This window comes from Ornithinimicrobium avium (genome assembly GCF_003351765.1).
Lineage (GTDB): Bacteria > Actinomycetota > Actinomycetes > Actinomycetales > Dermatophilaceae > Ornithinicoccus > Ornithinicoccus avius.
In genome coordinates, this window is record NZ_CP031229.1 from 3,588,672 (window position 1) to 3,607,568 (window position 18,897).

Here is an 18,897-nt window from a genome sequence, read left to right on the forward strand (position 1 = left end):
TGGCGCGGGCGCCGGGCGGTCAGCGGTGTGCCAGGCGGCGGGCGAGGCGGTCGCCGGCCGACTGGAGCACCTGGACCATGACGAGGAGCACGACGACGCAGGCCAGGGTGACCGCGGTGTCGAAGCGTTGGTAGCCGTAGCGGATCGCGAAGTCGCCCAGCCCGCCGCCGCCGATGGCGCCGGCCATCGCCGAGTAGGAGATGAGCGCGATGAGGGTGACGGTCCCGGCGGCGATCAGGCCGGGCCGGGCCTCGGGCAGCAGCACGGACCGGACGACCTGGCCGGTGCTCGCGCCCATGGCGCGGGCGGCCTCGACCTTGCCGGGGGCCACCTCGCGCAGCGCCGCCTCGACCAGCCGGGCGAAGAACGGCACGGCCGCGATGGTGAGCGGCACGATCGTGGCGGTCGAGCCGATCGTGGTGCCGGTGAAGAGCCGGGTGACCGGCGCGACGAGCACGAGCAGCACGATGAAGGGCACCGAGCGGCCGGCGTTGACGATGCCGCCGACGACGGTGCTGACCGCGCGCCGGGGGAGCAGCCCGTCCGGGGCGGTGAGCAGCAGCAGCACGCCCAGCGGCACGCCGAGCAGCACGGACAGACCCATCGACACCGAGACCATGTAGGAGGTCTCGACGGTGGACTGCCACAGGGCAGGGCCGATGCGGTCCCAGTCGATCATCACGCCACCGCCCCGGCGAGCAGGCGGTCGGCGCCGTCGCCCCCGGTGGCGCCGGACTGGGCCAGGTAGTCGAGAGCGGCCCGCACGTCCCGCGGCGCGCCGTCGAGGCGGAGCTGGAGCCGGCCGAAGCGCTGGTCGCCGAGGGTCTCGACCGAGCCGGCGACCACGGCGACCTGCACGGCATACCTGCGGATGAGCTCGGTGAGCACCGCGTCGTGGCCGTCGCCGGAGACGGTGAGCTCGACCACCCCGTCGCCGGTGGGGGGCGCGGGGTGCGGCAGGAGGCGGGTGGCCAACGGCGAGTGCGGGCGGGCCGCGACGTCGCCGAGGGCGCCCGCGTCGACGACCCGGCCGGACTCCAGCAGGGTGACGTGGTCGCAGGCGCGCTTGACGACGTCCATCTCGTGGGTGATGAGCACGGTGGTGAGGTCGAGCTCGTCGGTGAGCGTGCGCAGCAGGTCGAGCACCGACGCGGTCGAGACCGGGTCGAGCGCGGAGGTGGCCTCGTCGCACAGCAGGACCCTCGGCCGGGGAGCGAGGGCACGGGCGATCGCGACGCGCTGTCGCTGGCCGCCGGAGAGCTGCGCGGGGTGCGAGCCCAGCTTGTCCCCCAGGCCGACCCGCTCGAGCAGCTCGCCCGCGCGGGCGCGGCGCTCGGACCGGCCTACGCCGGCCAGCTCCAGGGGGAGCTCGACGTTGGCCAGCGCGGTGCGCGAGTCGAGCAGGTTGAACTGCTGGAAGATCATGCCGATGCCGCGCCGCGCGCGGTTGAGCTCGCGGGCGGGCAGCGCCGTCAGCTCGGTGCCGTCGACGGTGACCGTGCCGGTCGTGGGGCGCTCGAGCAGGTTGACGACGCGGGCCAGGGTGGACTTGCCGGAGCCGGACGGCCCGACGACGCCCATGACCTGGCCGCGGTCCACGGTCAGGCTGACGTCCTCCAGGGCGGTCACGGCGGCCTGCCGGCGCGTGGCCGGGAAGGTCTTGCCGATGTGGCGCAGGGTGATCACGAGTTCCTCCGGGCAGGGGGGCGGGCGGTGCGTCAGCGGATGGCGCGCCGCGGGCGGTGGACGCTCGGGCGGACCTGGACGGCTGCGACGAGGGGTGCTCTCAGCGACCCGTGCCGCGCGACGTCGGCGTCGCGGGTCCGGGCGTCGTGCACATTCGTCGGCCGGTCATGAGGTCCTCTCCTGGGTGGTGGTGGAGGCAACGGTAGGCCTGAAAGAGGACGCCGACCAAACCAGACGACGAACGATCTGTCATGTCCGGCGCCGAACAGCCGCAACGTAGTGTTGATTCTGCGGTGAACGACAGGCTGTCCAGGTCGATCTTCGGGCGTCGCTGCCCGCCGTCGCGGCTCGTCCAGGCGACTCGTCCCGAGCGCGTGACGCACGTCACATCGAGCCAGGCGCATGCGGAGCCGGTGCCTGATCGGTCATGATGCTGGTATGGGTCCGGCACGCACGTCCGCCTACGAGGTCGCGGTGCGCTCCGCGAGGGAGTCGTACGCCGCGCTTCCGCCGGGTGCGCCGGTGCGGCTGGCGAAGAAGACCTCCAACCTCTTCCGCAGGCGCGCCGACACCGGTGCGCCCCGGCTGGACCTGTCCGCCTGCCGGGGCGTCTTCGACGTCGACCTGGAGGCGGGGCTGGCGCGGGTCGGCGGGCTGACCACCTACGAGCAGCTGGTCGACGAGCTGCTCCCGCACGGCGTCATGCCGCTCGTGGTGCCGCAGCTGCGCACGATCACGATCGGGGGAGCCGTGGTCGGCCTGGGCATCGAGTCGACCTCCTTCCGCAACGGACTGCCGCACGAGTCGGTCGTCGAGATGGACGTCCTCACCGGCACCGGCGAGGTCGTCACGGCCACGCCGGACGGCGAGCACGCCGACCTCTTCGCCTCGATGGCCAACTCCTACGGCTCGCTGGGCTACGCGCTGGGCCTGGTGATCGAGCTGGAGCGCACCAGCCCCTACGTGCTGCTCGAGCACCACCGGTTCACCGACCTCGACGAGGTCATGGCGGCGGTCGGGCGGATCATGGCGACGCAGGAGCACGACGGGCGAGGCGTCGACTTCCTCGACGGCGTCGTCTTCTCGGCGCAGGAGTCCTACCTCACCCTCGGACGCTGGTCGCCGGCGACCGGGGGGCTGCGGCCCAGCGACTACACGGGGATGGAGCCCTACTACCGCTCGATCCAGCACAAGCGGCGCGACGTGCTCACCGCCGAGGACTACCTGTGGCGCTGGGACACCGACTGGTTCTGGTGCTCCCGCGCCTTCGCCGCGCAGGTGCCGGCGGTGCGACGCCTCTGGCCGCGGCGCCTTCGGCGCAGCGAGACCTACTGGAAGATCATGGCTTTCGAGCAACGGCACGGGTGGTACGCGGCCTACCAGCAGCGCCGTGGGCGTCCGCCCCAGGAGCGGGTGATCCAGGACGTGGAGATCCCGCTGGACCGGACCGCGGACTTCCTGCGCTGGTTCGGCCGCGAGGTCCCGATCGAGCCCGTCTGGCTGTGCCCGGTGCGGCTGCGCGCCGGGGGCGGGGCGGGCTCGCCGTGGCCGCTCTACCCGATGCGCGCCGGCGAGGACTACGTCAACGTCGGCTTCTGGTCGGCCGTCGACATCCCCCCCGGCGGGAGCCACGGCGACACCAACCGGGCGATCGAGGACCAGGTCACCGCGCTGGGCGGGCACAAGGGGCTCTACTCCGACGCGTTCTACGACGAGGCGACCTTCCGCGAGCTCTACGGCGGCGACCACCTCGACGTGGTCAAGGGCAGGTACGACCCGGGGAGGCGCCTGCCCACCCTCTACGACAAGGCGGTGCGATCAGGATGACGGCACGGACGGTGGCGCAGGCCATCCACCACGTCCTCGGCGAACCGGCCGAGCTCGGGGTGGTCGCCTGGGACGGCTCGAGCGCCGGTGACACGAGCGAGGGTGCGCGGGTGATGCGGCTGCACGGTCCGCGGGCCATCAGCTACATCGCCAGCCACCCGGGGCAGGTGGGCTTCGCCCGCGCCTACCTGCAGGGCGACCTGACCGTCGACGGGATGAACGAGGCCTACCCCTACGAGGAGCTCGCGCTCATGGAGGGGTTCAATCTCCAGCTGCCGCCGCTGCGCGAGCTGCCGGACCTCGTGCGGGTCGTGCGAGAGGCAGGGGTCAGGCTCACCCAGCTGCCCGAGCTGCCCGATCTGGAGACGCCCAGCGAGCTGCGCAAGCTGGCGCACGGCATACGCCACGGGAAGCGGCGCGACGCCGAGGCGATCAAGCACCACTACGACGTCTCCAACCGGTTCTACGAGATGCTGCTCGGCCCGTCGATGACCTACACCTGCGCCGTGTGGCCCCGCGAGGACGCGACGCTGGAGGAGGCCCAGGCGGAGAAGTACGACCTGATCTGCCGCAAGCTCGACCTGCGGCCCGGCATGCGGCTGCTCGACGTCGGCTGCGGGTGGGGCGGGATGGTGCGCCACGCGGTGAAGCACTACGGCGTGAGCGCGCTGGGCGTGACGCTGTCCCAGGCGCAGGCGGCGTGGGCGCGGGAGAAGATCGAGGCGGAGGGGCTGACCGGCGCGCAGGTGCGGCACGGCGACTACCGCGACGTCACCGAGCGCGGCTTCGACGCGGTGTCCTCCATCGGGCTGACCGAGCACATCGGGGTGCGCAACTACCCGGCGTACTTCGCCTTCCTGCGCGACCGGCTGCGGGACGAGGGGCGTCTGCTCAACCACTGCATCACCTGGCGCAGCCCCGACCACGTGCCGATGCGGCGGGGCGACTTCGTGCCCCGCTACGTCTTCCCCGACGGCGAGCTGGCCGCTTCGGGCACGATCGTCAGCGAGATCGAGCGCGTCGGCCTCGAGGTGCACCACCACGAGAACTTCCGCCAGCACTACGCCCGCACCTGCGCCGCGTGGTGCCAGAACCTCTCGGCCCACTGGGACGAGTGCGTCGCCGAGGCCGGGCTGGCGACCGCGAGGGTATGGGGTCTCTACCTGGCCGGGTCCGTCTGGAACTTCGAGCACAACACCATCCAGCTGCACCAGGTGCTCGCCACCCGGACGAGCGCCGAGGGCGAGGCGGGCTACCCGCTGCGGGCGAGCTTCGCCTGATGCCGGCGGAGCGTCCCCGGCCCGGCCGCGCGAGGGCATAGTGTGAGTCCCGATGCCTGACTACCTCGTCGTCCTCGCCGTCGTCCTGGCCGGCGTGGCCCTCGTGGCCGCCGCCACGGGTGCGCGGCGCCTGCTCGCGCCGCACGACCCGACGGCGGCCAAGGTCACCACCTACGAGTCCGGCGTCGACCCGGTGGGCAGCGGCTGGGAGCAGGGGAGCGTGCGCTACCTGGTCTACACGCTGCTCTACGTCGTCTTCGCCGTCGACGCGGCCTACCTCTTCCCGTGGGCGCTCGTGATCCGCACCGAGCTCGGCGCGGCGTCGTTGGTGGAGATGGCGATCTTCATCGGGGTCATCGTCGTGGCGCTGCTGCACGTGTGGCGCCGCGGCCTGCTGAGGTGGTGGTGAGGTGGCCCCCGAGCCGGCGGCACGCCATACCTCGACCGACCTGCCCCTGCCGCGCGTGGGGGCGCCGGTGGAGCGGGCGCCGCGCGCGGTGCAGGTGGTGCTCAACTGGGGGCGGAAGTACTCCCTGTGGGTGTTCAACTTCGGGCTGGCGTGCTGCGCGATCGAGTTCATCAGTGCCTCGATGGCGCGGCACGACTTCATCCGGCTGGGGGTCATCCCGTTCGCGCCGGGGCCGCGGCAGTCGGACCTGATGGTGGTCTCGGGGACGGTGACCGACAAGATGGCGCCGGCGATCCGGCGGCTCTACGAGCAGATGCCCGAGCCGAAGTACGTCATCTCCTTCGGTGCCTGTTCCAACTCCGGCGGGCCGTACTGGGACTCCTACAGCGTCACGAAGGGCGTGGACCAGCTGATCCCGGTGGACGTCTACGTGCCGGGGTGCCCGCCGCGCCCGGAGGCGCTGCTGGCCGGGATCGTCAAGCTGCAGGAGCAGATCGCGACCGAGACGCCCGGGCGGGCGCGTGCCCGGCACGCGGACCGGTATGCCGACCGCCCCGTCTCCGCCGGCGAGGTCACCCGGGGCCTGGTCGCCTTTCCGGAGGGTCAGCAGGCTCAGCGCACGCCGCGGACCCGATGGACGAGCACGGCACCGACGACGCACAGGCCGCCCGCGAGCAGGTAGAGCCCGGGGTAGCCGCCGAGTCGCAGCAGCGCCACGGCGGCGACGACGGGGGAGAGGGCGTTGGGCAGCACCACGGCCAGGTGCATGACCGACATGTCCCGGCCCCGGTGCGCGGCCGTCGGCAGCACCTCGTTGATGAGCGCCTGGTCGACGGCCATGTAGACGCCCCAGCTCAACCCCAGCACCACCGCCGCCATCACGATCACGGGCCACTCCCGGGCGCAGGCCATGATCAGGCAGGCCGCGGCGACGCCCAGGCTCGCGCCGGAGACGAACGGCAGCCGCCGGTCGACGCGGTCCGACCAGCGGCCGCTCACCACGCTCGCGACGACGACGGTCCCCGCGTAGATCACGGTGAGCGTCAGCACGCCGCCCTCGGGGTCGGCCAGGCCGACCTCGTCGCGCAGGAAGTAGAGCAGGTAGAACAGGGCGACCGTGTTGCCCAGCGTGACCAGCAGCCGGGTGACCCACACCCAGGCGTAGTCGGGGTGCTTCCGCGGCGACGGCACCCAGCTCTCCGCGCGTCCACCTGCTCCCGGCAGCTCCGCGGCCACGACCCGGGGGTCGTCCAGGGCCATGAGGAAGGGCAGGACGAGGGCGACGGTGAGCCCCGCGGTCACCAGGTAGGCCGTCCGCACCGCGAGCAGGTCGCCGAGCACCGTGCCGAGCACCAGGCCCATCGTGTAGGTCAGGCCGAGCACGCCGGAGACCAGGCCGTACTGCCTCCGAGGCACCTGGTCGGGCGCCACCGCGAGCGAGGAGGTGACGGCGAAGGCGATGAAGAACTGGAACACCAGCCAGGCGGCGAGCAGCACCGCATATCCCGGCGCGTAGGCCATCACCACGAGCGCGGCCGCCGAGACCAGCGTGCCGAGCAGGATCCAGGGGCGTCGCCGCCCGAAGCGCGAGGTCGTGCGATCGGACAGGACGCCGGCCAGCGGCGTGGAGACCAGGCTGACGAAGCCGCCGACGCCCATGATCACCGCCAGGCGCGCCTCCTTGACGTCGGGGCTCCAGTCGAGCAGCTGGAGCGCGACGAGCAGCTGGGACGGCGCCGCCCAGGCGAGGTTGATCCCGAGGTAGGCCAGCCCGTAGCGGCCGACCCAGCCGCCGGACCTGCGCGGACGGTCGTCGGGGTCGGCGGCGACCAGGCCGGCGCGCGGTCCGGTCACGGCCTCGCTCACGGGCCCACCGGGTAGGCCTGGTCGGCGACGAACTGCTCGTAGGTCGCGCGGGTCACGCCGCCGTCGCGGATCACCGCGGCCAGGAAACGGCCGGAATCGCGCACGGTCCGCTCCTGCGTCTCGTAGTCCAGCTCGACGATGCCGAAGCGCGGCACCTCGCCCTGCGCCCACTCCCAGTTGTCGACGAAGCACCAGTGGTGGTAGCGCTCGAAGGGCAGCCCGCTGCCGGCCATCGCGCGCAGGTGCTCGTGCACGAAGCGGGCGCGGAAGGCGTCGGCGGCGTCGGCGGTGCCGTTCTCGGTGACCCAGATCGGGCCCGGGTGACGGGTATGCAGTCCGCGCGCCACCTCGACGAGACCCTGCGGGTAGACCTCCCAGCCGAGGTCGTTGACCGGGGCGCCGGGGAAGGTGCCGTCGGCCAGGCCGCGGACGGCGCTGCGCGAGTAGTAGTTGAGGCCCAGGTAGTCGTAGTGGCGACCGGGCACGACGTCCGCGGGCTGCCGGCCGAGCAGCCGGGGGAAGCGTCCGCCCAGCATCGCGTCGGCGAGGAGGTCCTGGAAGAGCGCCCGGTCGAGGACGCTCGCGGCGCGGTGCAGCGGGTTGCGCCGGTCCAGCGGTGCGAAGACGCGTGCGTGGTGGGCGAAGCCGACCCTGGCGTCCGCCTGGAGCTGGTGGATCAGGTGGTAGGCCCGGCAGTGGGCGGTCGCCATGTGCCGCAGGGTGGAGCGCACCGCCGCCCAGGACCGCCGCGCCGGCGGCGCCTCGTCGTAGAGGTGCGCCTGCACGGCATACACGTTGGGCTCGTTGATCGTCACCCAGTCGGTGACCACGTCGGCCAGCGCCTCCACCACCACCTGCGCGAAGCGCAGGAAGAGGTCGGGCGAGTGCGCAGAGGTCCACCCGCCGAGCCCGGAGAACCAGGACGGGTGGGAGAAGTGGTGCAGGGTGACCAGCGGGAGGATCCCGGCCGCGCGCACCGCGGCGAGCTCCTCGCGGTAGCGCTCCAGCGCCGCCCGGTCGACCTCCCCGGGGCGGGGCTCGATCCGGGACCACTCCACCGACATCCGGTAGGTCTGCAGCCCGAGGTCGGCCATCAGCGCGGTGTCCTCGCGCCACCTGTTCCAGTGGTCGGTCGCGCGCAGCGGCGTCGACCCGTCGGCGACCGCGCCGGGCAGCTGCGCCCAGTCGTACCAGTTGTTGTTGCGGTCCCCGCCCTCGATCTGCAGGGAGGCGGTCGCCACGCCCAGAAGAAGGTCGGAGGTGCGCACCAGCAGGTCGTCGTCGGCCATGGCGCACAGTGTGCCGCATGGTGCGACCCGGCCGACGGCGGTCGACCGTGCGCGGACCGTAGGGTGGCGGTCATGAGCGAGCCGAACGTCGAGGAGCGTCGCGCCGAGCCGGGGGAGTGGGTGGACGCGGCGCGCACGGCGAGGGAGGAGGGCTACGGGTTCTTCGACTGGCTCTCGGCGGTGGACGAGACGGACGCGCCGGACGACGCCGAGCCGGGGCCCGGTCTGGAGGTGGTGTGCCATCTGATGGACGTGCGCCACGTCGGGGGCCGCCCGCTGCGGCGGCTGCTTCTGCGCACCCGCGTGCCCGAGGGGACCGCCCTCGGCTCGCTGACGGGACTGTTCGCCGGCGCCGGGTGGCACGAGCGGGAGGTGCACGAGATGTTCGGGCTCGCGGTCGACGGCTTCGAGGACGGGACGGGTATGGGGTTGCGCCCCCTCCTGCTGCCCGACGGCTTCGAGGGGACGCCGCTGCGCAAGTCCTTCCAGCTCGCGGCGAGAGCATCCAAGCCGTGGCCCGGCGCGAAGGAGCCGGGCGAGGGGAGCGGGGCCACCGCGAGGCGGGCGCCGTCGCGGCGCCGGCTGCTGCCGCCGGCCGTGCCGGACCCCTCGTGGGGCCCGCGCGGCGACTGACGCCGGTGCCGGGCGTTCTCGGGATGCACTACCGGGCGCTCGCGGCCTGACCGGGCATACCCTGAGAAGCATGCGGCGCCCACGGATCGAGGCGACGTCGGTGTCGATCAGCACCGACCGGCCGCGCGAGCTCGCCCGCTTCTACGCCGACCTGCTCGGGGTGGCGGTGCACGCCGAGGAGGGTCCGCGACCGGGAGAGCCCCCGGGCGCCGGCTGGGCGCAGCTGCGGCGCTCGGAGGGGCACCTGCGGATGACGGTCAACCTGGAGTACGACCCGCACTACGAGAAGCCGACCTGGCCGAGCGAGCCGGCGGCCCAGCAACCGCAGGCCCACCTGGACCTGTGGGTGGACGACCTGGACGCGGCGGAGGCCTGGGCTGTCGAGCTCGGCGCCCGGCGGCACGGGGTGCAGCCGCAGGAGACCGTGCGGGTCATGCTCGACCCGCACGGCCACCCGTTCTGCCTCTTCACGTCCTGAGAGCCGCTCGCGCGACGCACTCACGTGAGTGGCTCGTGCACGCCGGACGACGCGTTCGTCCGCCTGACGCACTCAGGTGAGTGGCCTGCGCACGCAGGTCCGCTCAGGGGTGGCGGACGGTGACGTCGCCCAGCCCGGTGCGGGCGTGCACCCGCAGGTGCGGCTGGCCCTCGGCCGGGGCGCCGACCGGCTCGATGTCCTGGCGGACGCTGCCGAGCCCGGCGTTGAGGTCGAGCCACACCGGCTCGCCGCGGGGGACCGTGACGGTGACGTCGCCGACGCCGGTCTTGCACTGGCAGCTTCCGGACAGCAGCCCGACGAAGATGTCGCCCGCGCCGGTCGACCCGGTGACCTCGCCGCCGCTGCTCTCCCGGACCCGCACGTCGCCGGCGCCGGCGCGCACGTGCAGCGCTCCCTCGCTGGAGTCGACGGTCACGGTGCCGGTGCCCGTCGTCGCCGACCCGCCGGTGCACGAGCCGACCCGCAGGGCGCCCGCCCCGGTGCTGGCCGTGAGGCGGAGGCAGCGGTCGACCCGCACGTCGCCGGCGCCGGAGCGCACCCGCGTTTCGCCGCTCGTGCCGACGACCGTGATGGTGCCGAACTTCGTCGAGGCCTCGACGGGCACGCCGCCGGGCACCTCGACCTCGACGTCCACCAAGTGCCCCGTGCCCGTGCCGATGGTGAGGGGTCCCAGTGAGAAACCGCGGCGCCGGCCGTCGGATCCCACGGCCTGCGAGGGCACGTCGACGAGCAGGACGCCGTCGTCGACGCGGACGGTGATCCCGGTCGGGTGGACGTCGTCGCGGTGCAGCAGTCGGACCGTGGCCAGGCCGTCGTCCGGCCCGCCGGGGGCTCCGGCCGCGCGGTGGGTGAGGGCGACGTCCCCGTGATGGTTGCGCACCACGACCGAGGTGCAGCCGGTGAAGTCGTGGGAGGTGGGGATGATCTGGGTGCTCATGGTGTCTCCTGGGGGTCAGGCCCAGCCGGTGACCCGGCGGGCCCCGGTGACGGCAGTGGTGGTCGTGGGGTCGGGGGCGGTGGCGTCGCCGGACGTGGCCGCGCGCACCGTGTGGACGAGCCAGGTGTTGAGCGACTGGCCGGCCTGGGCGGCCCGCTCCTCGGCGCGCACCTTCAGCTGCTCCGGGAGCCGCAGCGAGATGCGGGCGGTGTCTCCACCCTCGATCTCGACCTCCGGCGGGGCCGGCGGTGCGGGCGGGGTGGGCAGGACGGGCCCGGCGAGAGCCCCGGAGCCGTGCCCGGTGCGCGTGACCGTGACGACCGGCTCGCTGCCGCCCATCGTCACGGTGACGACGGCGTCGTCCAGCTCGGTGTTGACCAGTGCAGCGGTGTCGGACATGGCCCGCACGAGCGCGAGCCTCAGGCCGGGCTCCAGCGCGGCCGCCAGCCGTCCGGCGATGTCGCGGACGTGGTCGTCGGCGAGGGAGGTGGCGTGGTCGAGGTCCCGGGCCACGGAGTCGAGATAGGGATGCAGGTCCATGACAGCAGTATGACGCTCTATTGACATCATCCGCAAGTCACAGTCCTTGACTGAGACATCAAGGTGATGTCAGTATGGCGTCACTCACGTCCACCACTCCAGCTGAGGACCCACCATGCACCACCTCATGAACGAGCTCGTCAGCCGCAGCATCCTGCGGGAGCGTGACCGCGGAGCCACCCCCGCCACGCCCGAACGACGGCGCGGCCGGGTCCGGCCCGGCCGCCCCCAGGGCTTGCGCCCGCTCCGGCGTCGTTCCCGCGGCACGCCGGTCGCGGCCCGCGCCTGACCCGACCACGCACCGCTGCCCCGTCCCGGGCCGGGAGGCCGATCTCCCGGTCCCGGCGCGGGGGCAGCGGTGCGTGGTCGGACTTGGTTAGTGTGGCGACGATGGTTCCCGAGCTTCCCCTCGTCATCGAGGTCGCGCTGAAGGCCGTGGTGGTGCTGGCGGCCTTCCTCGTGCTGCCCCTCGGCCTGGGCCAGCTCGAGCACAAGTTCATGGGGCACATGCAGGGACGGCTCGGCCCGATGGAGGCCGGGCCGCACGGGATCCTCCAGCTGGTCGCGGACGGCATCAAGTTCGCCCAGAAGGAGGACGTCACGCCCGCGGCGGCGGACCGTCCCGTCTTCCGGCTGGCGCCGGCCGTGGCGCTGCTGCCCTACCTGGTGGCGCTCGCCGCCGTCCCGTTCAGCGCCACCTGGGTCGCCGCCGACGTGCCCGCCTCGCTGCTCTTCGTCCTGGCCGTGACCAGCGTCGGCGTCATCGGCACCCTCATGGCCGGTTGGGGCAGCGGCAACAAGTACTCCCTCCTCGGCGGCATGCGCGTCGGTGCGCAGCTGGTCTCCTACGAGCTGCCCATGGTGCTCGCCGCCGCGTCGGTGGCGATGGCCGCCGGCACGCTCTCGCTCACCGGCGTCGTCGAGGCCTGGTCCTGGTGGTGGTTCTTCTGGCAGCTGCCGGGGGCGCTCGTCTTCCTGACCGCCAGCGTCGCCGAGCTGGCGCGCACCCCGTTCGACGCGCCGGTCGCCGACGCCGAGCTCGTCTTCGGCCCGCTGACCGAGTACACCGGTCTGCGCTTCGCCTTCTTCCTCCTCGCCGAGTACGCCGGCATGGTCGTCATGGCCCTGCTGTTCACGGTGCTCTTCCTCGGCGGCTGGCGCGGCCCCTGGGGCGACGTCGGCGCCGTCGGGGCGCTGTGGACGCTGCTCAAGGCGACGGCGGTGGGCGCCCTGTTCCTCTGGTTCCGCGTCGCGTGGCCGCGCGTGCGCGAGGACCAGCTCCAGCGCATCGCCTGGCTCGTGCTGCTCCCCGTGGCCCTGCTCCAGCTGGCGCTGACCGGTGTCGGGATCGTGGTGGTGTCATGAAGAACCTGATCAAAGGGATGGCCACGACGGCCAAGGTGCTCGCCCGCGGGGCGCACACGCAGCAGTACCCGCACGTCGAACCGGACCTGCCCGAGCGGTCCCGCGGCGTGGTCGCGCTCCTGGAGGAGAACTGCACCTCCTGCATGCTCTGCGCGCGGGAGTGTCCGTCGTGGTGCATCTACATCGACTCGCACAAAGAAGTGGTCGAGGAGGTGCCGCCCGGTAGTGGTGGCCGGGCCCGGCAGCGCAACGAGCTGGACCGCTTCGAGATCGACTACTCGCTGTGCATGTACTGCGGCATCTGCGTGGAGGTCTGCCCCTTCGACGCGCTTTTCTGGGCGCCGGACTTCGCCTACGCCGAGGGCGACATCCGCAACCTGCTGCACGACAAGGAGCGGCTGGGCACCTGGATGGAGCACGTGCCCGAGTCGACGTGGCCGAAGAACTACCACGGGTACGACGCCGGTCCGGCGACGGCGTCCCCCGGCGGGCCCCCGGTGGCTCCGGCGGACGAGGCGACGACCACCGAGGCGAGCCAGGAGTGAGCGGTCTCGACGTGCTCTTCGTGGCCGTCGGCCTGCTCACCGCAGGCTCCGGCCTGCTCGCGGTCACCTCCCACCAGGTGCTGCACGCCGGCCTGTGGCTGGTGGTGGCGCTCGGCGGCGTCGCCGGCTGCTACCTGGTGCTCGGCGCCGAGCTGGTCGGCCTGGTCCAGCTGCTGGTCTACGTCGGGGCGATCGTCGTCCTGATCCTCTTCGCGCTCATGCTCACCCGCAGCGGCGGCGTGCCGGTGGTGACCGGGCCGGCGCAGCGGGGGGCAGCAGCGCTCGTCGGGGCCGGCACGACGGTGCTGCTCGGCGGCACCCTGGTCGCGGGGTCCGGCTGGTCGGCGGTCGAGCTGGCCGGTCCGACGAACACGCAGGTGGCCCAGGGGGTCCTCGGCACCTACGTCTGGCCCTTCGAGCTGCTCTCCGGGCTGCTGCTCCTCGCGCTGGTCGCGGCGGTGGCGATCGCCCGCGGCCCGGCCGGCGGACGGGAGGGCGACGGATGATCCGCCCTGCCCTTCCCTACCTGCTCGTCGCCGTCCTCGCCGGGCTGGGCGTCTACGGCATCCTCGCCCGCAGGCACGCCATCCTCATGCTCATCGGGGTGGAGCTGCTGCTCGCCGCCGCCGGGCTGCTCCTCGTCACCGTCGGCCAGACGACGCCCGCCGCGGACCAGGCCGCTGCGACCTCGGGGCAGGTCCTCACCCTCTTCGTCATCACGATCGCCGCGGCCGAGGTCGTCCTGGCCCTGGCGCTCGTCCTCGCCCTCTACCGGGCCCGCGGGCACGTCGACCTGCACGCCGACCTCGACCCGCGCGGCGAGGAGGCAGCCCGGTGAACGTGATCGACTGGCCCGACCTGTCCTGGTCGGACCTGCAGCTGCCGTCGCTGCCCGACCTGCCGCAGATCTCCGTGCCCGGGCTGTCCGTCCCCGACTTCTGGGGCACCCCGATGCAGTGGATGGTCCTCGTCCCGGCGCTCGCCGCGCTGGCCGGCATCACGCTCTCCGTCCCGTCCAACCGGCTCGCCGCCTGGATCGCGGTCGGCGGCGGGATCGTCACCTGGCTGGCGTCCGTCTGGCAGCTGCGCGTCCTGCTCGCGGTGGACGGGCGCCATACCTCCGGATCCGTCGGCGCGCTGCCGTTCGGCGAGCTCGACGTGCCCCTCGGCCTCGTGGCGACCTGGCCGCTCGCGCTGGTCGCGGCCACGGTCGCCACGGTGGCCCTGGTCATCCAGGTCTACTCCCGCTGGTACCTCTGGTACGACCCCCGCTACCCGGCCTTCGCCGCCACCGTCTCGGTGTTCACCGCCGCGATGCTGCTCACCGTGCTCGCCGACGACGTGATCCTGCTCGTCGTCGGCTGGGAGGTGATGGGCTGGTGCTCCTACCTGCTCATCGGCCACCACTCCACCAAGCCGGCCGCCCGGCGGGCCGCGCTCAAGGCGCTCGTCGTCACGCGCAGCGCCGACATCGGGTTCGTGCTCGGTATGGCGATGCTCGCCGCCGGCGCCCGCACCACCTCGGTCGCGGGCATCGTCGAGCACTGGTCGGCCGCCGCCCCCACCCGCGGCCTGGTGCTGGCCCTGGTCCTGGTGATCGTCGGGGTCGCCGGCAAGTCGGCGGTCTTCCCCTTCCAGGACTGGCTGCCCGACGCGATGGAGGGGCCGACACCGGCCTCCGCCCTCATCCATGCGGCGACCATGGTCGCCGCGGGCAGCGTGGTGCTCATCCACCTCTTCGAGCTGCTCGCGGTGACCGACCCGGCCCGGGTGCTGCTCGCGGTGCTCGCCTCGGTCAGCCTGCTCGGCGGCGCCGTCATGGCCTTCGCGCAGGCCGACCTCAAGCGGCTGCTGGCGTGGTCCACGGTGAGCCAGGTCGCCCTGATGCTCGCCGTCCTGGCCGCGGCCACCCCCCAGACCGGCCCCGACGCAGCGGCCCAGCACCTCGTCGCGCACGCCTGGTTCAAGGCACTGCTCTTCCTGGCCACCGGGTGGTTGGCCGTGCTGGTCGGGGGCACCGCGATGGCGACCGTGGCCTCCGGCGCGCGCCGCTACCGGGTGCTGCGCCGGCGCTTCGCGTGGGGCCTGCTCGCGCTGGCCGGGGTGCCGCCGTTCGTCGGGTTCTTCTCCAAGGAGCTGGTGCTGGGCACCGCCGAGAGCGCGGCCACCGGCGGCGGGGGGATCGCCTCCGTCCTCGTGCTGTCCGCCGTCGGTGCCTCCGCGCCGCTCACGGCCGCCTACTGCATGCGCGCGTGGCTGGTGCTGGACCGTCCCACCCAGGTCGAGCAGCTCGCGGTGATCTACCAGCAGGAGCCGGTGGAGCGCATCGACGACTTCTTCGACGAGCCCCAGGTCGTGCACGAGGCCGAGGGCCTGGAGCGCGCCGAGGCGGCGATCAGCAGCTCGGCCCGGTCGGGGACCACGCTGCTCGCGGCCATGACGCTGGTCGGCAGCGTCGTGGCGCTGCTGCCCATCTGGCGCAGCGACGTCCACCTCAACCTCCAGCTGCTGGCGGCGACGCTACTGCTCATGGTCGTCGCCGCGCTCGCGGTCAAGCTCGCTGCCCGCGGGGTGCGCACCCGTGACGCCGCTGCGCGGATCCCCGCCCGGGCGAGCCTGGCGGCCGAGCGCGGGCTCGGCGCCGACTACGCCTACCGGCTGCTGGTCGCCACGCCGGTGGTCGCCCTGGCCCGCGCCGTCACGTGGTTCGACCGGGAGGTGCTCGACGCCTGGGTCAGGGGGGCCGGCGCGGGTGCCCGCCTGCTGGGCCGGGCCGGCGAGCTGCTCACGCCCCGCCGCGCCACCCCGGCCCTCGCGCTGGTCCTCGGGGGCGTGCTCGTCCTCGCGGCGCTGGGGGTGGTGACCCGGTGACGGACTCGCTGCGCACCGCCGTCCGGCAGGCCGTGGACCTCGTGCCCGACCTGGGCACCTGGTGGCTGGTCCTGGCCCTCGCGCCGCTGCTGCTGGCGGTCGCCACGCTGCTCACCGCCGACCGGTGGGGCACGGCGCCCGGCTACCGATCAGTACGCGCGACCTCCGTGGGTGCCGCGGTCCTCTCGGCCGTCGGCGTGGCCGGGACCACGCTGCACCGCCCGCAGATCGAGGTGCCGTGGATCCAGGGCCTGGGGGTGTGGTTGCGGCTCGGCGCCGACGGACTGAGCATCCCGCTGCTGCTGCTCACCTCTCTCGTCGGCGTCGTCGCCGTCACCCTGCACCTGCACGTCCCGCCGCCCCACCGGCCCGAGGCCCCGGACGAGGCGGGGATCGCGACCACCTCGCCCATCCCCGTCGTCCGCGGGACCGACGTCCCCGGCCTCGCGACCTACCACGCGTGCCTGCTGTTGGTGGTCCTGGGCGCCCTCGTGGCCTTCCTGGCCGGCGACGCCATCCTCTTCTTCATCGGCCTCGAGCTGGTCCTGGTGCCGATGTGGGTGCTCGTGGCGCGCTACGGCGACCCCGACGCGAGGCGCGAGGGCGCGGCGCTGCGCTTCCTGCTCGTCACCGTCGTCGGCTCGACCCTCATGGTCGTCGGGCTCCTGGGGGTGGCCACCGTCACCGGCACCAGCGACCTGTCGGTCTGGGCGGCGCAGCGCGGCGCGGGTATCGAGCCGCGCACCCAGGTCGCGCTCGCCGGCATCCTGCTCGTCGGCCTCGGCATCAAGGTGCCCGTCTTCCCCCTGCACACCTGGTTGCCGTGGGTGCACTCGACCGCCCCCACCGCCGCGTCCGTCCTGCTCGCCGCGGTGCTGCTCAAGCTCGGCACCTACGGCATGGTCCGTCTCGTGGTGCCGGTCGTCCCGGAGGGCTTCTCCGTGCTGGCGCCGCTGCTCGGCGGCCTGGGCGTCGTCGGCATCGTCTGGGCCTCGCTCGCGTGCCTCGTCGAGGACGACCTCAAACGGCTGATCGCGTGGTCCTCGGTGGCCCACCTGGGCTTCGTCGTCCTGGGACTGTCGACCGGCACGCAGACCGGCCTGCAGGCCGCGCTCTTCGGCAACGTCGCGCACGGGCTGATCTCGGCGTTCCTCTTCGTCGTGGTCGGTGGCCTGAAGCACCGCTGGGGCAGCGCCCGCTTCACCGTCGCGCGGGCCGCCCTGCGCGAGACCTCCCCGCACCTGGGCGCCGCGCTCGTCCTGGGCATGGCCGCCTCGATGGGCCTGCCCGGGCTCGCCGGGTTCTGGGCCGAGATCGGCGCGATCTACTCCGCCTGGGCGCCGGCGGCCGACCGGCCCGAGGGCTGGTTCCGTCTCTACTCCGTGCTCGCCGCGACCGGCGGCGCGCTCGCGGTCGCCTACAGCACCCGCGTCCTGCACGAGGTATGGAGCGGGGACCGTCTCGAGCCCCGCATCCCCGACGCGGTGCGCACCGAGCGCTTCGCGCTGCGCACCCTCGGCGCGCTCGTTCTCGCGGTCGGGGTGCTGCCGATGCTGCTGCTGGCGGTCACCGCCCCGGTCAGCCAGATGGTGGTCGGCCGATGACCCTCGACCTCAACCTGGTGGCGACGCTGCCGGTCCTGACGCCCCTGCTCGCGGCGGTGGTCGTGCTCGTGGCGGACGCCGCCGTCCCCGGGGAGCGCGAGGTGCACCTCTGGCTGGCGGCGGCGGGGCTCGTCGGCGGCGCGCTCGCGGTGGTCCCGGGCCTGCCGCAGCGGTCCGGCGACGCGCGGGGGGCGTTCTGCCTGCCGACGGGGGAGTGCCTCTACACCGCCGACCGGCTCACCTCGGTCCTGCAGCTGACCGCACTGGCCGCCGCGGGGGTCGTCCTGGCCCTGGCCTGGCAGGACTGGGGCAGAGCCTCGCGCACCGGCCGGGCGCCGGTCATGGCCGCGCTCGTCCTCGGTGCGACCGGCGGCGCGGCGGCCGTGCCGGCCGCCGGTGATCTCGGCACCCTGCTCGTCGCGCTCGAGCTGGCCACGCTGCCTGCGGTGGGCCTGGTCGCGCTCGCCGACCCGCGGTGGTCGGCCGAGCGGCGGGCCCGCGGCGTGGACGGTGCGGTGGCGCTGCTGATGACCTCCCTGGTGTCCTTCGGGCTGGTCGCGCTCGGCGCCGCGCTGTGGGTGGCCGCGACCGGCACCGCGCTGCTGTCGCTGCCGGCCACGCACGACCCGGTGCTGCTGCTGCTGGCCTCGGTCTTCATCCTCGCCGGGCTGGGCTTCAAGCTCTCCGCGGTGCCCTTCCACGCCTGGACGCCGGTGACCTACACCACGGCCTCGCTGCCGGTGACGGCCTACCTGGCCACGGTGTCCAAGGCGGCGGCGGTCGGCGCCGCGGTGGTGCTCGTCCGCGCCGTCGGCGAGGTCGACCAGACCTCGCTGCTGGCGATCGCGTTGATGGCGGCGCTGTCGATGAGCGTCGGCAACGTCGTCGCCCTCGTCCAGACCGACGCGGTGCGGCTGCTCGCCTGGTCGACCGTGGCCCAGGCCGGCTGGGTGCTGCTGCCGCTCGCCTCGCTGTCCTCGCGCGCGGTGCACGCCGCGGGGTCCTACCTGGTCGTCTACGTCCTGGGGACGCTGCTCGCCTTCACGGTGGTGGTCGCGGTCGCGGAGTACCACGGACCCGACGGCGGGGCCGCGGGCACCTCGCTCGAGGCGCACGCCGGGCTGCTGCGCAGGCGCCCCCTGCTGGGGCTGCCGCTGGGTCTGGCGCTCCTGACGCTCGCGGGGCTGCCCCCGGCCGTCGTGGGGCTCGTGGCCAAGGTCGTGGCGCTGCGCCCCGTCGCCGGCGACGGCACCTGGTGGCTGGCGGTCGTCGCGGCGCTCAACGTCGCGCTCGGCGTCGCCGTCTACGTCCGCTGGCTGGTGCGGGTCCTGGGGCCGGCGCCGCTCGGCTCGGCGCCCGCGTCCGGACCAGTCCCGGCCGCCGACGCGCAGGCGGTGCCCGGGGGGACGGCTGCAGGTCGCACCCCCGTCCGGGTGTGGACGGTGGTCGGCGTGCTGAGCCTGCTCGTCGTGGTCTGGAGCGTCAGCCCCGTCGGCGTCGTGTAGGGCCGCCCGGTCGCCCGTGCGGGTGATGGCGGGACGCGAGC

General features: G+C 73.8%; 20 protein-coding genes. 14 read left to right on the top strand and 6 right to left on the bottom strand.

The window, feature by feature from the left end; translation table 11 throughout:
* Positions 1-19 precede the first annotated feature (19 nt).
* Positions 20-679: a methionine ABC transporter permease gene (locus DV701_RS16485; protein WP_114929921.1), complete on the bottom strand. Its 660-nt coding sequence runs from the start codon at positions 677-679 to the stop codon at positions 20-22.
* Entirely contained in the window at positions 679-1,686 is a 1,008-nt protein-coding gene (locus DV701_RS16490) for a methionine ABC transporter ATP-binding protein (RefSeq protein ID WP_228255091.1), read from the bottom strand. Before DV701_RS16490 ends, DV701_RS16485 begins: the two co-directional genes overlap by 1 nt.
* 438 nt (positions 1,687-2,124) lie before the next feature.
* On the opposite strand from DV701_RS16490, the gene DV701_RS16495 reads away from it, so the two are divergent.
* Genes DV701_RS16495 through DV701_RS16510 form a run of 4 tightly spaced genes read left to right on the top strand, consistent with a single transcriptional unit; the run spans position 2,125 to position 5,884 of the window.
* Entirely contained in the window at positions 2,125-3,513 is a 1,389-nt protein-coding gene (locus DV701_RS16495) for an FAD-binding oxidoreductase (RefSeq protein ID WP_114929923.1), read from the top strand.
* Positions 3,510-4,793, top strand: a complete 1,284-nt coding sequence (locus tag DV701_RS16500) for a class I SAM-dependent methyltransferase (protein WP_114929925.1) — start codon at positions 3,510-3,512, stop codon at positions 4,791-4,793. Before DV701_RS16495 ends, DV701_RS16500 begins: the two co-directional genes overlap by 4 nt.
* A gap of 52 nt (positions 4,794-4,845) precedes the next feature.
* Positions 4,846-5,202, top strand: coding sequence for an NADH-quinone oxidoreductase subunit A (locus DV701_RS16505; protein ID WP_114929927.1), 357 nt, complete (start codon positions 4,846-4,848; stop codon positions 5,200-5,202).
* A gap of 1 nt (position 5,203) precedes the next feature.
* Positions 5,204-5,884, top strand: coding sequence for an NADH-quinone oxidoreductase subunit B (locus DV701_RS16510; protein WP_114929929.1), 681 nt, complete (start codon positions 5,204-5,206; stop codon positions 5,882-5,884).
* Here DV701_RS16510 and DV701_RS16515 read toward each other — a convergent pair.
* Both DV701_RS16515 and DV701_RS16520 read right to left on the bottom strand, forming a co-directional pair.
* Positions 5,815-7,068 carry an MFS transporter gene (locus DV701_RS16515; protein WP_202863570.1) on the bottom strand — a complete coding sequence of 418 codons (1,254 nt, stop codon included), beginning with the start codon at positions 7,066-7,068 and terminating at the stop codon, positions 5,815-5,817. The two genes, DV701_RS16510 and DV701_RS16515, sit on opposite strands and share 70 nt — an antisense overlap.
* Positions 7,065-8,357 carry a glycoside hydrolase family 1 protein gene (locus tag DV701_RS16520; RefSeq protein WP_114929931.1) on the bottom strand — a complete coding sequence of 431 codons (1,293 nt, stop codon included), beginning with the start codon at positions 8,355-8,357 and terminating at the stop codon, positions 7,065-7,067. Before DV701_RS16520 ends, DV701_RS16515 begins: the two co-directional genes overlap by 4 nt.
* A 72-nt stretch (positions 8,358-8,429) precedes the next feature.
* Between DV701_RS16520 and DV701_RS16525 the strand changes: the two genes are divergently transcribed.
* Positions 8,430-8,990 (top strand): NADH-quinone oxidoreductase subunit C, encoded by a 561-nt coding sequence (locus tag DV701_RS16525; RefSeq protein ID WP_114931301.1) that lies wholly within the window; start codon positions 8,430-8,432, stop codon positions 8,988-8,990.
* 70 nt (positions 8,991-9,060) lie between these two features.
* Complete coding sequence (locus tag DV701_RS16530; RefSeq protein ID WP_114929933.1) at positions 9,061-9,468, top strand: VOC family protein; 408 nt, start codon at positions 9,061-9,063, stop codon at positions 9,466-9,468.
* Positions 9,469-9,571: 103 nt separating this feature from the next.
* On the opposite strand, the gene DV701_RS16535 is transcribed toward DV701_RS16530, so the two are convergent.
* Together DV701_RS16535 and DV701_RS16540 are read right to left on the bottom strand one after the other, a co-directional pair.
* A complete protein-coding gene (locus tag DV701_RS16535) occupies positions 9,572-10,426 on the bottom strand; it encodes a DUF4097 family beta strand repeat-containing protein (RefSeq protein WP_114929935.1) in 855 nt (284 codons plus the stop codon).
* 15 nt (positions 10,427-10,441) lie between these two features.
* The gene (locus DV701_RS16540) at positions 10,442-10,966 is read right to left on the bottom strand and encodes a hypothetical protein (protein ID WP_114929937.1); all 525 of its coding nucleotides are present in this window, start codon (positions 10,964-10,966) and stop codon (positions 10,442-10,444) included.
* Between the two features lie 127 nt (positions 10,967-11,093).
* On the opposite strand from DV701_RS16540, the gene DV701_RS18370 reads away from it, so the two are divergent.
* From DV701_RS18370 to DV701_RS16575, 8 genes are all read left to right on the top strand, one after another.
* Entirely contained in the window at positions 11,094-11,255 is a 162-nt protein-coding gene (locus tag DV701_RS18370; RefSeq protein WP_162803103.1) for a hypothetical protein, read from the top strand.
* 101 nt (positions 11,256-11,356) lie between these two features.
* Positions 11,357-12,331 (top strand): NADH-quinone oxidoreductase subunit NuoH, encoded by a 975-nt coding sequence (gene nuoH, locus DV701_RS16545; protein WP_114931304.1) that lies wholly within the window; start codon positions 11,357-11,359, stop codon positions 12,329-12,331.
* Complete coding sequence (locus DV701_RS16550) at positions 12,328-12,876, top strand: 4Fe-4S binding protein (RefSeq protein WP_114929939.1); 549 nt, start codon at positions 12,328-12,330, stop codon at positions 12,874-12,876. Before nuoH ends, DV701_RS16550 begins: the two co-directional genes overlap by 4 nt.
* On the top strand, positions 12,873-13,382 hold the full coding sequence (locus tag DV701_RS16555) for an NADH-quinone oxidoreductase subunit J family protein (RefSeq protein WP_114929941.1): 510 nt from the start codon (positions 12,873-12,875) through the stop codon (positions 13,380-13,382). The genes DV701_RS16550 and DV701_RS16555 overlap by 4 nt, the downstream gene beginning before the upstream one ends.
* Positions 13,379-13,714, top strand: coding sequence for an NADH-quinone oxidoreductase subunit NuoK (gene nuoK, locus DV701_RS16560; protein WP_114929943.1), 336 nt, complete (start codon positions 13,379-13,381; stop codon positions 13,712-13,714). Before DV701_RS16555 ends, nuoK begins: the two co-directional genes overlap by 4 nt.
* A complete protein-coding gene (locus tag DV701_RS16565) occupies positions 13,711-15,747 on the top strand; it encodes an NADH-quinone oxidoreductase subunit 5 family protein (protein ID WP_228255092.1) in 2,037 nt (678 codons plus the stop codon). The genes nuoK and DV701_RS16565 overlap by 4 nt, the downstream gene beginning before the upstream one ends.
* Complete coding sequence (locus DV701_RS16570) at positions 15,744-17,351, top strand: complex I subunit 4 family protein (RefSeq protein ID WP_228255093.1); 1,608 nt, start codon at positions 15,744-15,746, stop codon at positions 17,349-17,351. The genes DV701_RS16565 and DV701_RS16570 overlap by 4 nt, the downstream gene beginning before the upstream one ends.
* Positions 17,348-18,856, top strand: coding sequence for a proton-conducting transporter transmembrane domain-containing protein (locus DV701_RS16575; RefSeq protein WP_114929945.1), 1,509 nt, complete (start codon positions 17,348-17,350; stop codon positions 18,854-18,856). The genes DV701_RS16570 and DV701_RS16575 overlap by 4 nt, the downstream gene beginning before the upstream one ends.
* The last annotated feature ends 41 nt before the right edge of the window (positions 18,857-18,897 follow it).

Bases quoted from the DNA above. Each gene is read 5' to 3' on its own strand.
- DV701_RS16525 (WP_114931301.1), top strand. From the start codon at position 8,430: ATGAGCGAGCCGAACGTCGAGGAGCGTCGCGCCGAGCCGGGGGAGTGG.
- DV701_RS18370 (WP_162803103.1), top strand. From the start codon at position 11,094: ATGAACGAGCTCGTCAGCCGCAGCATCCTGCGGGAGCGTGACCGCGGA.
- DV701_RS16505 (WP_114929927.1), top strand. From the start codon at position 4,846: ATGCCTGACTACCTCGTCGTCCTCGCCGTCGTCCTGGCCGGCGTGGCC.
- DV701_RS16575 (WP_114929945.1), top strand. From the start codon at position 17,348: ATGACCCTCGACCTCAACCTGGTGGCGACGCTGCCGGTCCTGACGCCC.
- DV701_RS16540 (WP_114929937.1), bottom strand. From the start codon at position 10,966: ATGGACCTGCATCCCTATCTCGACTCCGTGGCCCGGGACCTCGACCAC.
- DV701_RS16550 (WP_114929939.1), top strand. From the start codon at position 12,328: ATGAAGAACCTGATCAAAGGGATGGCCACGACGGCCAAGGTGCTCGCC.
- DV701_RS16500 (WP_114929925.1), top strand. From the start codon at position 3,510: ATGACGGCACGGACGGTGGCGCAGGCCATCCACCACGTCCTCGGCGAA.
- DV701_RS16535 (WP_114929935.1), bottom strand. From the start codon at position 10,426: ATGAGCACCCAGATCATCCCCACCTCCCACGACTTCACCGGCTGCACC.
- nuoH (WP_114931304.1), top strand. From the start codon at position 11,357: ATGGTTCCCGAGCTTCCCCTCGTCATCGAGGTCGCGCTGAAGGCCGTG.
- DV701_RS16520 (WP_114929931.1), bottom strand. From the start codon at position 8,357: ATGGCCGACGACGACCTGCTGGTGCGCACCTCCGACCTTCTTCTGGGC.
- DV701_RS16485 (WP_114929921.1), bottom strand. From the start codon at position 679: ATGATCGACTGGGACCGCATCGGCCCTGCCCTGTGGCAGTCCACCGTC.
- DV701_RS16530 (WP_114929933.1), top strand. From the start codon at position 9,061: ATGCGGCGCCCACGGATCGAGGCGACGTCGGTGTCGATCAGCACCGAC.
- DV701_RS16495 (WP_114929923.1), top strand. From the start codon at position 2,125: ATGGGTCCGGCACGCACGTCCGCCTACGAGGTCGCGGTGCGCTCCGCG.
- nuoK (WP_114929943.1), top strand. From the start codon at position 13,379: ATGATCCGCCCTGCCCTTCCCTACCTGCTCGTCGCCGTCCTCGCCGGG.